We start from the raw sequence: 12712 nt of genomic DNA on the forward strand, positions 1-12712 counted from the left end.
AGCCTTAATAGATTTCTTCCGGAGTTTGGTCTGAGTCGGGGATAGGGCGGCCGCTTTTAATGCGCTCCCGGTCCAGCGTCCGTATGGCCCGTGCGGCGGTTAAGCCGTGCAGTACGATTGATACCATCACGATAAATGCGACAATAGACCATAGTTCGTTGGCTTCCGCAAAATCAACCTCGTCCAGCGCAAATGAAAGGTAAAAGAAGGAACCTATGCCCCGAATGCCAAAAAAGCAGACGGCCAGTTTTTCTTTTATGGTTGAGTAGGTGCCAAGCATGCTAGGGTAAGCCGTGATAGGCCGGATGATGAACAGAAAAGCCAACCCAACTAAGGCCCCCTGCCAGGTTAAGTAGTCTAAAATACCTGTTACAAGACTTCCTCCAAACAGGATCAGCAGGATTACCATAATGATGCGCTCTACTTGGTTTATGAAGTCGTGCATCTCCATGTTGTACTCATTCTCCTCTTCAACGCCGCTTAATGTAAGCCCCGCCACAAACACAGCAATAAAGCCGTAGCCGTGCAGTAATTCGGTTATACCATAGGTAACTAGTGTGGCTGAAAGAGCCAGGAAGCCATGCTGAGCCTTCGGGAAGTTTGTCTTTTTAGGCAGCTTGAAGACAAGATAAGCAAGGCCTTTTCCAATCAGGTAACCAGCGCCGGCGCCAGCCACTATTCTGTAGAGCAAATCACGCAGTAACCAATCCTGCAGCCACTCGCTTCCGGTACCGGCAGATACAGCCAACACTACTGCCAGCCAGGTAAAAGGAAAGGCGGAGCCATCGTTTAAACCTGCTTCTGCCGTTAAGGAAAAACGTACCACATCTTCTTCCTTATCATCAGGAGGCCCTACCTGTACCTGTTCTGCCAGCACTGGGTCAGTTGGTGCCAGCACAGCGCCCAACAGCACAGCGCCAGCCACAGAAAAGCCGAGTATGCCCCAGCCCAGCAAGGCCAGAGCTGCTATACAGAGCAGCATTGTTATGCTTACCAGCCGTAACGGAATGCGCCACCTTTTCAGGCCGAACTTCCGCCTTATTTTAAGGCTTGTACCCATCAACGATATAATCACACTAAGTTCAGTAAGCCGTACCACATAATCCTCCCTCCAGATAGGATCTGGAGTAGGCAGGCCCAAAGGCAACAGGTATATGACCACGCCTAGCAACAGAAACACGATAGGATATGAGATAAACGTCCGTTCCATGAGGTTGGGTATCCAGGTCATGGAGAGAGCCGCTAACCCTATCACGGTTATGGTTACTATATAATTATCCATTAGATGTGCTATCTTTAAGATGAACGCCTGTAATAAATAAGAGTATAAGGTTTGTCCTATATTGCTGCGCCAGTTGTAGGCATACATACGTTGTTTCAGAAGTGTTGCCTATTTTTGTAGTCTTTGAACGTATTTAAACTTTGATTTTTGGAAGCATTAGAGAATTTTTTAGTCGCGTTTAGCGATACTGCATGGGGCTTGCCGCTACTGCTGCTGCTGATGGGGGGAGGCTTCTACTTCATGTTTTACTCTGGATTTTTGCCTTTCCGTTATCTGGGCCACGCTATAAATGTGCTGCGTGGCAAGTACGACGACCCAAACGACCCGGGTGATATTAACCACTTCGAGGCGCTCTCCAGCGCGTTGGCGGCTACCGTGGGTATGGGCAACATTAGTGGTGTGGCAGTGGCCATAGCTACCGGTGGGCCGGGTGTGTTGTTCTGGATGTGGGTGAGTGCTTTTGTGGGTATGGCTACCAAGTTCTTTACCTGCTCACTGGCTATTATGTACCGTGGCCGCGACACCAATGGGCATCCCGAAGGTGGGCCAATGTATGTGGTAGTAGAAGGCTTGGGTAAGAAGTGGAAGCCTTTGGCTGTGTTTTTTGCTGTGGCAGGTCTTTTTGGAACGCTGCCTATCTTCCAGGCCAATCAGCTAACGCAGGTGTTACGCGAGGTGGTTTTGATGCCAAACGGCATTGCCACAGAAGATCCGTTTTTCTGGAACCTTGGCATTGGTATTACGCTGGTTGTCATCACCTCGCTCGTAATCTTCGGGGGCATTAAGCGGATTGGCCATGTGGCAGGTAAGATGGTGCCAAGTATGGTATTGCTGTACATGGTGGCCGTGCTTTATATCATGTTTACCCATGTCGATGCAGTGCCGGATGCATTCGCGTTGATTCTGAAGGATGCTTTCTCGGCCAATGCTGTGCTGGGAGGTGCTGTTGGAGCTATTATTATTGCGGGAGCAAGACGAGCTGCTTTCTCTAATGAAGCAGGTATAGGTACTGCCTCTATGATGCATGGAGCGGCCAAAACAGATGAGCCTATCCGTGAGGGGCTGGTGGCCATGCTTGGACCATTCATCGACACGTTGGTGGTATGTACGCTTACCGGCCTAGCGATTATCGTGACTGGCACCTGGCAAACTTCTGAGGGCAATGGTGTAACCATGACAGCCACAGCCTTTGGTTCATCTCTGCCGGGCGGAATAGGCAGCTATGTGTTGGTGATTTGTGTGCTGATTTTTGCCTTCACCTCATTGTTTTCCTACTCTTATTACGGCACCAAGTGCTTTAGTTTCCTGTTCGGAGCCAAGTACAAGCATTACTACAACTACTTCTATGTATGCACTATCATCTTTGGAGCAGTGGCATCAATTACAGCCGTTATCGCTCTGATTGATGGCATGTATGCCATGATGGCCATACCTACAATGATTTCAGCACTTCTGCTGTCGCCAAAGGTAAAGCGAGCTGCCAGAGATTATTTTAAGCGAATGAAGGAATTTCGGGAGGAAGTGAAAGCCTAGGAAGTCAAAATATTGGAAAGTTAGAAAGTAGACTTTCCCGGAGATATAAAAATAAAAGGAGAAGCGGCTGGCAACACTTATTGCAGCCGCTTCTCCTTTTATATATTACCTACAGATAGAAAGTCAGAAACTTTTAATAATCAGATTGGGCTTTTGCTACTTTACACCCTCCAGGCACTCGTGCAGGATTTCGGAAAAGCGGTATACTTCTTCGAAGCTATTATATAGTGGAGTAGGGGCTATCCGGATCACGTTAGGCTCACGGTAGTCTACTATAATGCCAGCCTCCATCAGCTTATCGAACAGCAGGCGTGAATTCTGCTTTACCAGCAGCGATATCTGGCTACCACGGGCCTGCGGGTCTTGCGGGGTGATCATCTCCAGTACATCTTTGCCTACAGGTACATCGTTGATCAGGTACTCCAGGTAGCCTGTTAGCTTCTCACTTTTGGCGCGCAGGACTTCCATGCCGCCAGCCTCATCAAACAGCTGAAGCGAAGCACGGTGTACAGCCATCGGCAGGATTTGAGAATTACTTAGCTGCCAGCCTGCCGCTCCCGGCATAGGCTTAAAGCCTTTCTGCATTTTAAAGCGCTCGCCAGCATCGTGGCCCCACCAACCAGCAAAACGCGGCAAGTCAGTATCGTTGCCAAAACGCTCGTGCACAAACACACCCGACGTACCACCCGGGCCGGAGTTAAGATACTTATAAGTACACCACACGGCAAAGTCAACGTCCCAATCGTGCAGTTTCAGGAGTACGTTGCCAGCAGCATGGGCCAGGTCAAAGCCTACAAAAGCACCTGCCTCATGGCCTGCCTTCGTAATAGCTTCCATGTCGAATACCTGGCCGGTGTAGTAATTTATGCCACCCATCATAACCAGCGCCAGCTCATCGCCGTGCTCCTTTATACTTTGCAGGATGTCTTCCGTGCGCAGTGTGTGCTCGCCCTCTTTTGGGAAAAGCTCTATGATAGCCTCGTCAGGATTGTATCCATGAAACTTGGTCTGGGTCTCCAAAGCATACTGGTCTGAAGGGAAAGCACCGCCTTCGGTTATGATCTTGAAGCGCTTGCCCTGGGGCCTGTAAAAAGACACCAGCATCAGGTGCAGGTTCACGGTCAGTTGGTTCATTACCACTACCTCGCTCTCTTTAGCTCCCACCACACGGGCAGCGCCTGCTGCTAATAGCTCGTGGTAATTAAACCATGGCTCTTCGCCCTTGAAGTGTCCTTCTACCGCCAGGTTTGCCCATTTATACATTTCGTTGTCGATGTACATCTGCGCCGACTTAGGCTGCAGGCCTAGCGAGTTACCACAGAAGTAAATCGCATCCTGGCCATTTACCTGCGGAAAATAAAAGCGATCTCTGAAGTAGTATAGTGGGTCTTGCCTGTCTTGCTCCTGTGCAAAGGCAAGCGTGTTTTGATAGTTCATGTTGTGCGGGTTTATACTTTAAGCTGCCGGTGCAGCCGCTGTTTCTTTGTTGCTAAGTTAAACATTTGGGGATGATTATACGCAGGGTGTAAAGCAAGAGCTTTAGAGAGCACTAATCTCAAAAAAAAGCCCGGCTAAAGTATAGCCAGGCTCAGTTGAAAGGTATAGCGTTGCTGAGGGTGGAGCTGCGATTTATTTTTTACTCAGGCAGTATGCCACCGACAACTGAAGCACCTGGTTTTTGGCTTTGATGATATTTGCCAACCCTACCTGGTGGCGCAGACTGAAGGTAGCTTTGCTCTCATTGCCGAAGGATAAACCGTAAACAAGTCCGTAGTCTTTGCCTTCCATTTGCGGGCGGGAATCAATGGCTTCATATTCATAGCGCTGGTCCAGCAGCAAACCAGCATAGGCGCCCCCTTGCAAGCTTACATTCGGTGCAACAAATATTTTGCCTGTAATGGGCACATTAAGGTAATGAAGTAGCAGGTGTCCACGCTCCAGCTCCGCGCCCTGGAACGAATACTGCACTTCTACCTGCACTCCCACTTTATCGCTCTGCATGGTCAGATAGTAGAAGCCGGCATGGCCACCTAGCTGTGCACCCTGCCATGGCCCATCTTTTAAGGCAATGGTGGTAAGGCTAGGCCAATTTTGACACTGGTAAAGCTTTGCTTGGCAGATGGTGCCTGAGAGGCATCCTCCTGTGCAGCGGCAGGGGCGCATAGCAAAAACGTGAGAACTGCAATAAGCGAGTAGAGTTTGGTCATAGTCCTGTATTACTGGTTAGAAGTATAAATATAGGTGAAATGGGCTTTTGGTGTATGGCCATAAAAAAGCCCGGCTAAAGCATAGCCGGGCTCTCCTCTAAGTATAGATCTTATTAAAACTCTGCGTTCTGCGGCGTGCGTGGGAAAGGAATCACGTCGCGGATGTTGCCCATGCCGGTAACGAACTGCACCATACGCTCAAAGCCTAAGCCGAAGCCTGCGTGCTGGCAGCCACCAAAGCGGCGGGTATCCAGATACCACCACAGGTCCTCTTCGTGTATGCCCACGCCTTTCATGCGCTCCACTAGTATATCGATGCGCTCCTCACGCTGCGAACCGCCTACAATCTCGCCGATGCCCGGCGCCAGAATGTCCATGGCGGCTACAGTCTTGCCGTCGTCGTTCAAGCGCATGTAGAATGCCTTGATGTCCTTTGGATAGTCTGTCACGATCACTGGCTTCTTAAAGTGCTTCTCCACCAGGTAACGCTCATGCTCACTTTGCAGGTCCACGCCCCAGCTTACCTCGTACTGGAATTTCTTCTTCTTGTAGTGGTTCGAGTTCACCAGGATATCGATCGCCTCCGTGTAAGTTACACGCTCAAAGTCGTTGTTTACCACAAACTCCAGCTTCTCGATCAGGGTCATCTCCTGGCGCTCGTTCTGCGGTTTGGCTTTGTCCTCTTCTGCCAGGCGCTGGCCCAGGAACTCAATATCCTCGCGGTTGTTCTCCAGCGCATAGCGGATGATGTACTTGATAAACTCCTCGGCCAGGTCGGCGTTCATCTTCAGGTCGTAGAAAGCCATCTCCGGCTCAATCATCCAAAACTCGGCCAGGTGGCGCGTCGTGTTAGAGTTCTCGGCACGGAACGTAGGACCGAAAGTATAAATGTCGCTGAAGGCCATGGCTGCCAGCTCACCTTCCAACTGCCCCGATACCGTCAGGTTAGTGGCTTTACCGAAGAAATCTTCCTCGTAGTTTACCTGTCCGTTCTCAGAAAGCGGCGGGTTGATTGGGTCCAGTGTGGTTACGCGGAACATCTCGCCGGCACCCTCTGCATCAGAAGCAGTAATAATAGGCGTGTGCATGTATACAAAGCCCTTCTCGTTAAAGAACCTGTGCACAGCAAAAGCCAATGAGTTACGAACGCGGAACACAGCACCAAACGTATTGGTGCGAAAGCGCAGGTGAGCAATCTCACGCAGAAACTCCAGCGAGTGCGCCTTCTTCTGCAGCGGATATGTTTCAGGATCAGCCTTACCCAACACCTCTATACTAGTAGCCTGTACTTCGTAAGCCTGGCCTTTACCCTGAGAGGCAACCAGTTCACCGATAACGGCTATAGCAGCACCTGTGGTCACGTCTTTCAACGCTTCTTCACTGAACTTTTCAGCGTCGGCTACTACCTGTAAATTATTTATAGTGGAGCCGTCGTTCACGGCAATAAAGCTCACATACTTGTTTCCGCGCTTAGTGCGCACCCAGCCTTTCAGCAATACCTCTTTGCCTACCTCGGCACCCTGTAGCAGATCTTTAACTTTTGTGCGTTGCATGTGTATGGTTGTTTTACCTGTTTTGAAGGTATAGAATATCCCTAAAAATATAAATTAAAAACGAGGTGGCAGATGTCTGCCACAAAACTTTTGGGCCAAGGCGCGCAGCTATACTTTCAAACTACAGTGTAGCGTTCTAAGCTAAAGTATAGCGCCTGCTGTTAGCTTTGTTTCAAAAGTCCAGAAACACAGGCCATACTTTGGTGCTTTTGATATCCTTGCCTACTCCAAAAATCCCCCAAAGTAACGATAATTTAACCTTTTTTGTAAATGAGAGTAAAATTATCCTAAATTTGGACGTGCGCACAAGGGCGCGATTTTTTCTCTAAAAACTATGCAGCGACTCGATTTAAGACAACTTTTATCACAGAAGCTATCGCCGCAGCAGATACAATTTATCAAGCTGCTGCAGATACCTACTGCTGAGTTGGAGGCGCGCATAAAAGAGGAGCTGGAGGTAAACCCCGCCCTGGAAGAAGGCCGCGACGAACCTGCCGAAGAGTACAGCGATTCATCGGATGAGTATGAGGAGGACTATAGTCAGGACGATGACATCGACCTGAACGACTACCTAAACGACGATGAGATAAGCGGCTATAAAATGCAGGGCGACCGAGGTGGAGATGAGGAAGACAAGGAGATGCCTATCGCAATGGCCTCCACGCTTACCGACTCGCTGCTCGACCAGTTAGGCTTTCTGAGCCTGGACGACAAGCAATACAGCATTGGACTGCAGCTTATTGGCAGCATTGACAGCGACGGGTACATCCGTCGTGAGTTGAGTTCTATTGCCAACGACCTTGCCTTTTCGCAGAATATCGAAACAACAGAGGAGGAGATAGAGCAGGTGCTGCACCTGATTCAGAGTTTCGACCCTGCAGGTATTGCCGCCCGTGATTTGCCGGAGTGCCTTTTGCTGCAGCTGGAGCGCCGTGAACAGGATGCTACTACCGTACTGGCTGAGCGCATCATCAGGCAGGCCTTTGACGAGTTCACGAAAAAGCATTACCAGAAAATCCTGTCCAAGTTTAACGTGACGGAGGATGACCTGAAGAAAGCTGTGGACCTGATAACAAGGTTGAACCCAAAGCCAGGCGGTTCTGGTGCCGGTATTGCGCGCGTGCAGTACATTATCCCCGACTTTATACTTACCAACAATAATGGCCAGCTGGAGCTGTCGCTTAACTCCCGCAACGCCCCAGACTTGCGCATCAGCCGCTCTTACGCTGATATGTTCGATGCCTATGACAAGTCGGACAAAAAGGACAAGAAGCTGAAGGAGACAGTAGCCTTTGTAAAGCAGAAGCTGGACGCAGCCAAGTGGTTTATAGATGCCATTCGCCAGCGCCAGAACACGCTGCTGCGCACCATGGAGGCTATCATAAAGTACCAGCACGACTTCTTTCTGGAAGGCGATGAAAGCGAGCTGCGCCCGATGATCCTAAAAGACATTGCCGAGGAGATTGGTATGGACATTTCCACGGTTAGCCGTGTAGCCAACAGCAAAGCCGTACAGACAGAATTCGGAATCTACCCGCTCAAGTATTTTTTCTCAGAGGGTATCGCCACTGACTCTGGCGAGGATGCTAGTAGCCGTGAGGTGAAGCATATCCTGAAAGAAATCATCGATAATGAAGATAAGCGTAAGCCGCTTTCCGATGAGAAAATAGAGAAGATGCTGAACGAAAAAGGCTACAACATTGCCCGCCGCACGGTGGCCAAGTACCGTGAGCAATTGAATATTCCGGTAGCACGCCTGCGTAAGGAGTTGTAATCTCTTATTTCAAAGTATAAATTAGCTTTCCCCTGTGCATCGGCAGCGCATAAACTGTGCACTGCTATGCCTTTGTTCCCCTGTTTCTAACCGAAGTATTGGCTGCTACCGTACACCCGGGAGTGAACAAACAAATCAACAATGAAGATATCATTTGAGGAGCTCAAGGCGCAGTTCAGGAAAGTACTGCTAAACGTAGGCTTTGCTGACAACAAGGCGGAGCTGTGTGCCAGGATCTTTGCGGAGAACAGCAGGGATGGCGTGTACTCCCACGGACTAAACCGTTTCCCGGTGTTTGTGGATTTGGTAAAAGAAGGTTTGGTGAAAGCAGATGCCGAGCCTGAAAAGGTAGGGCACAATGGCGTGGTAGAGCAGTGGGATGGTAACTTGGCTCCGGGTATGTATACTGCCACAAAGGCGATGCAGCGGGCTATAGAGCTGGCAAAAGAGAATGGTATGGGTTGCGTGGCTGTAAGAAACACAAACCACTGGATGCGCGGAGGCACCTATGGCTGGCAGGCTGCAGATGCCGGTTGCATTGCTATCTGCTCTACCAACGCCCTTGCCAGTATGCCGCCCTACGGAGGCTCAGAGCCGCGATTGGGAAATAACCCGCTGGTAATAGCCGTGCCACGAAAGAAGGGGCACATGGTGCAGGACATGGCCATATCGCAGTTCTCCTACGGCAAAATGCAGGAGTATGAGCTAAAAGGAGAAAAGCTGCCATACTATGGTGGCTATGATGCCGAGGGCAACCTGACAACTGACCCTGTGGCGATAAAAGAAACTAGCAGCGCATTGCCCATCGGGTTCTGGAAAGGCTCAGGATTGGCACTGATGCTGGACGTGCTGGTTGCCTCATTAAGCGGAGGTCGCACAGTTGAGCAAATTTCTGCCGACGGGAAAGAAGCCGGAGTATCGCAGTTTTTCCTGTGCATAAATGCCGAGAAACTGGATGAGTCTATTCTGGAGAATATCATCAGTTATACCAAGAGCAGTGCAGGCGGTGACCGTGACGGAGAAGTGCGCTATCCAGGAGAGGGTACTTTAGCCGCCCGGGAAAAGAACAGCAAAGAAGGTATACCTGTAAACGAGGAAATGTGGCAGCAGGTACAGCAACTGTAGGTTTCTCCTAAGATTAAACTTTGGCAGGGGCAGAGCAGGTAATGTTTATACTTTATTACAATAATTGTAGTGCCTCAGCAACAGGAGTTTCCCCTGAAACCAGGTCGAAGGAGCGTCGGAAGGCTTTTTCTTCAGTTAGGCTCCGGATAATGACTGCAGCAACATCCTCTCTAGGGATGGAGCCTCTCTCCAAGTCCTCAGCAACCTTTACTTTACCAGTGGCTGGTTCATTAAGTAGTCCGCCGGGCCTTACGATAGTATAGTTCAGGCTGCTTGCCTCCAGAACCTTATCAGCATAGTGCTTGGCTACAAAGTAAGGCTTAAGTTCTTCGCTCCAGTTTTCACGGCGATGAGCCTGTATGGCACTCACCATGATGAAGCGCTTGATACCTGCCTTCTCGGCAGCCTCAACAGCTTTGGCGGCACCATCCAGGTCGATGAGCAGTGTCTTGTCATAGCCCGTGCTACCTCCGGAACCAGCACTGAATACTACGGCATCGCAACCTTCCATAGCTTTTGCCAGCTCGTCTACAGAGCCTTCCAGGTTGGCCAATACTGCCTCAATGCCCCTTTTCTGAAGCTCCTGTGCCTGTTCTTCTTTGCGAACCATGGCGCGAAGGCTGTGCAGGTCGTTGTCTTGCAACATGTCTACTATATGCTGGCCTACCTGGCCATTGGCACCAATCAACAATACTTTCATATCTAAGTGTATTTCTTTTTGGTATGACTGTTTAACTAAGCTACTTTATTCTGAACAGGAGGGAGGATTAAATGTTATTGCCAGGCAAACATCAGTAGATAAATCTGCTGGATGATATCCTGTTTAAAACATATAAAAAATGGATATTGCCGTTTGTAATCTTTTGGTAAAACCCGTAGTACGATTTAAAAACATAATACTTTAAAGTGAACCGTTCGCTCGCGAAAACACTATCGGTGGTGTTTCACCCGCTGTTGTTGCCCACCTACCTTTTTGCAGTTATACTCTATTATATGCCAGCTTCCACGCTTACGCTGCCGCTGCGTGTGCGCTGGATCGTTCTGGCTATGATCTTCTTTACCACTTTTATTATACCTGCTGTAGCTGCTTTAGCTATGGTACGGCTTGGCTACCTCGACTCTATGGAGATGGATAGGCGTGAGCAGCGCGGATTTCCCTTGCTGTTTACCGGCGTATGCTACGCAGCCACCTCTTACCTGTTTTACCGCGAGCAAGCGTATGATGCTGTGTTCTATTTCGTGATGGGTATTATCGCCGCCTCTGTTTTTCTGGCTTTTGCCATCTCGCAGTTCTGGAAGATTAGCGCGCATAGTATAGGTATGGGCGGGTGCCTGGGACTGCTACTGGTGCTTAACAAGCTGGCTCCCGACGCAATGCTTATTTTCCCGATAGCTGTTGCCATCTTTCTGACAGGAGCAGTTATGTCGGCCCGTCTGGCGTTACATGCTCATACTCCGGCAGAGGTTTATGCAGGTTTTGGTAGTGGCTTACTGCTAGCATTAGCTTCGTCGGTGGCTTTGCAATAAGTGCATCAGGTACAGGTCAGTAGCTTGTAAGGTAGCTTCAGTTTCTTTACTTAAAAATTACAAACCTACACTCTGCCACATCCCCGCTATACTTAAAAGCGGCAAGAACGATAGCCTTGCACCAGTCAATCAAGTATAAATATACTTGGTTAAGTTATATTGATTTACAAGGTAATTATGGTGCGCAAAATTCTTATTCCGTTGCTGTGTTGCCTGCTGTTGCTAGCGGTGCCAACCAAGGCGCAAACCAACTGCGCCGACTATCAGTTGCTGCGCGATAATGCAGCCTATGAGCTTCTGACCTACGACAAAAAAGATCGGCAGACCGGACGCGTTATGTATAATGTGAAGGCGATAAACCGCACCGGTGGAAAAGTGGAGGCAACCATACACAGCCGGATTTTTGACGATAAGGGGCAATTGGCTACGGAGGGTGATTTTGTAGTTGGCTGCGAGGACGGCGCTATCTGGATGGACATGCGCTCACTGCTGAACCCGGGCATGATGGAAAGTCAGAATAACATGGAGATGACCATGGAGGGCGACAAAATGCTGTATCCAAGCAATTTGCAGGCAGGGCAGAAGCTAGAAGACGGTACCATGACCATGGAAATGAAAGATAAGAGCAGCGGTCAGAGCATGATGACGATGGTGATGAAAGTTATGAACCGCACAGTGGAAGGCAAAGAAAGTATAAAAGTGCCTGCAGGCACTTACGATAGCTACAAGATCCGGCAAAGCACCGAAATGGAGAATCGTGCCATGGGTATGAAGATGCCTGGCATGCGCATTGAAACTGTAGAATATTATGTGCCCCAAATTGGTAGTGTACGATCAGAAACTTACCGCAATGGCAAACTGCAGTCTTACACGGTTCTGAGCAAAATCGAGTAAAAACAGGCTTTGTCCGTTGTTCACGAAGCGCCACCTCCTTTTACTTGGAGGTGGCGCTTTATACTTGTATAGGCTGTGTTAAAAAGAATAACCCACAGATATGTTTAACTGCGGCGACGGTACTATAAAGATGGCCGAGTTATCTTCCGCTACCAATGTATGGCCTATGATATTTTCGGTTAGTAAGTCGCCGGCACCTTTGGCAAGTGCGTACTTCAGGCGTGCTCCCAAGGCCCCAGACACCTCCATCGTTAGCTGCTTGCCTAGCAAGAACTGGCCTCCAAGTTGGTAGCTGAGTTCAAGCGAGTTTTGGTAGAGGCGGCCAACAAACTGGTAGTCGGGGTCAGCAGGATCTTGCATGGGGCGGTCGAACACGTTCTCTTCAAAAGCCATGAAACGGTACCCAAAGAGTGGCCCGTGGAAGAAACCAAATGGTACCCCATCCTGCTTCTTAGAAGTATAGTAGCGCTGGCTCATGCGTACATGCACGCCTCCTACCTTTACTCCCTCAGGCAAAAAGTCATCGCTCTTCAGATAGCCTTGGTACACATAGCTCAGGCCAAACTCGTTGGAGATATAGTTTGAGCGCATCTTTTCATAAGAAATGTAAACCTCGCCTACCTGAAGCGGGTGCAGCTTCAGAATGCGGTCGTGCTTGGGGTTTATTATGAGCCCCTCGTTAGTGTCTTGTGCCAGGGTGTGGCTGAGCGGCAGCACCAGCAATGCCAGCCCAAGTAAAGCGGAAACATACTTGCATTTTTTCATTTTTATGCTTGCTTATTTGTGCCTGATAGAGGGAAAGGAGAGCGGTATTAAT

General features: G+C 49.4%; 11 protein-coding genes. 5 read left to right on the plus strand and 6 right to left on the minus strand.

Annotation, left to right across the window (positions count from 1 at the left end):
- Positions 1-4 precede the first annotated feature (4 nt).
- Positions 5-1282, minus strand: coding sequence for a cation:proton antiporter (locus PKOR_RS07115; RefSeq protein WP_046314201.1), 1278 nt, complete (start codon positions 1280-1282; stop codon positions 5-7).
- A 147-nt stretch (positions 1283-1429) separates the two neighbouring features.
- Here PKOR_RS07115 and PKOR_RS07120 point away from each other — a divergent pair, with 147 nt between their 5' ends.
- A complete protein-coding gene (locus tag PKOR_RS07120) occupies positions 1430-2815 on the plus strand; it encodes an alanine/glycine:cation symporter family protein (RefSeq protein WP_046309956.1) in 1386 nt (461 codons plus the stop codon).
- Between the two features lie 156 nt (positions 2816-2971).
- Here the strand turns inward: PKOR_RS07120 and kynU are convergent, their stop codons facing one another.
- From kynU to asnS, 3 genes are all read right to left on the minus strand, one after another.
- Entirely contained in the window at positions 2972-4252 is a 1281-nt protein-coding gene (gene kynU, locus PKOR_RS07125) for a kynureninase (protein ID WP_046309957.1), read from the minus strand.
- A gap of 192 nt (positions 4253-4444) precedes the next feature.
- On the minus strand, positions 4445-4978 hold the full coding sequence (locus tag PKOR_RS07130) for a porin family protein (protein ID WP_046309958.1): 534 nt from the start codon (positions 4976-4978) through the stop codon (positions 4445-4447).
- Between the two features lie 157 nt (positions 4979-5135).
- Complete coding sequence (gene asnS / locus PKOR_RS07135) at positions 5136-6575, minus strand: asparagine--tRNA ligase (protein ID WP_046309959.1); 1440 nt, start codon at positions 6573-6575, stop codon at positions 5136-5138.
- 334 nt (positions 6576-6909) lie between these two features.
- On the opposite strand from asnS, the gene rpoN reads away from it, so the two are divergent.
- Positions 6910-8349: an RNA polymerase factor sigma-54 gene (rpoN, locus tag PKOR_RS07140; RefSeq protein ID WP_046309960.1), complete on the plus strand. Its 1440-nt coding sequence runs from the start codon at positions 6910-6912 to the stop codon at positions 8347-8349.
- A gap of 141 nt (positions 8350-8490) precedes the next feature.
- Entirely contained in the window at positions 8491-9474 is a 984-nt protein-coding gene (yiaK, locus tag PKOR_RS07145) for a 3-dehydro-L-gulonate 2-dehydrogenase (protein ID WP_046309961.1), read from the plus strand.
- 55 nt (positions 9475-9529) lie between these two features.
- Here the strand turns inward: yiaK and PKOR_RS07150 are convergent, their stop codons facing one another.
- Positions 9530-10174 (minus strand): SDR family oxidoreductase, encoded by a 645-nt coding sequence (locus tag PKOR_RS07150; RefSeq protein WP_046309962.1) that lies wholly within the window; start codon positions 10172-10174, stop codon positions 9530-9532.
- Between the two features lie 206 nt (positions 10175-10380).
- Here PKOR_RS07150 and PKOR_RS07155 point away from each other — a divergent pair, with 206 nt between their 5' ends.
- Together PKOR_RS07155 and PKOR_RS07160 are read left to right on the plus strand one after the other, a co-directional pair.
- Entirely contained in the window at positions 10381-11001 is a 621-nt protein-coding gene (locus PKOR_RS07155; protein WP_235337310.1) for a hypothetical protein, read from the plus strand.
- Positions 11002-11178: 177 nt separating this feature from the next.
- Complete coding sequence (locus tag PKOR_RS07160) at positions 11179-11895, plus strand: TapB family protein (protein WP_046309963.1); 717 nt, start codon at positions 11179-11181, stop codon at positions 11893-11895.
- 78 nt (positions 11896-11973) lie between these two features.
- On the opposite strand, the gene PKOR_RS07165 is transcribed toward PKOR_RS07160, so the two are convergent.
- Positions 11974-12660, minus strand: a complete 687-nt coding sequence (locus PKOR_RS07165; protein ID WP_052738754.1) for a hypothetical protein — start codon at positions 12658-12660, stop codon at positions 11974-11976.
- Positions 12661-12712 lie beyond the last annotated feature (52 nt).

Origin of the sequence: Pontibacter korlensis, from assembly GCF_000973725.1 — a bacterium.
Taxonomy (GTDB): domain Bacteria; phylum Bacteroidota; class Bacteroidia; order Cytophagales; family Hymenobacteraceae; genus Pontibacter; species Pontibacter korlensis.

Excerpts from the sequence above, each read along its gene's own strand:
- yiaK (WP_046309961.1), top strand. The coding sequence starts at position 8,491 with ATGAAGATATCATTTGAGGAGCTCAAGGCGCAGTTCAGGAAAGTACTG.
- PKOR_RS07160 (WP_046309963.1), top strand. The coding sequence starts at position 11,179 with ATGGTGCGCAAAATTCTTATTCCGTTGCTGTGTTGCCTGCTGTTGCTA.
- kynU (WP_046309957.1), bottom strand. The coding sequence starts at position 4,252 with ATGAACTATCAAAACACGCTTGCCTTTGCACAGGAGCAAGACAGGCAA.
- PKOR_RS07165 (WP_052738754.1), bottom strand. The coding sequence starts at position 12,660 with ATGAAAAAATGCAAGTATGTTTCCGCTTTACTTGGGCTGGCATTGCTG.
- rpoN (WP_046309960.1), top strand. The coding sequence starts at position 6,910 with ATGCAGCGACTCGATTTAAGACAACTTTTATCACAGAAGCTATCGCCG.
- asnS (WP_046309959.1), bottom strand. The coding sequence starts at position 6,575 with ATGCAACGCACAAAAGTTAAAGATCTGCTACAGGGTGCCGAGGTAGGC.
- PKOR_RS07130 (WP_046309958.1), bottom strand. The coding sequence starts at position 4,978 with ATGCGCCCCTGCCGCTGCACAGGAGGATGCCTCTCAGGCACCATCTGC.
- PKOR_RS07115 (WP_046314201.1), bottom strand. The coding sequence starts at position 1,282 with ATGGATAATTATATAGTAACCATAACCGTGATAGGGTTAGCGGCTCTC.
- PKOR_RS07150 (WP_046309962.1), bottom strand. The coding sequence starts at position 10,174 with ATGAAAGTATTGTTGATTGGTGCCAATGGCCAGGTAGGCCAGCATATA.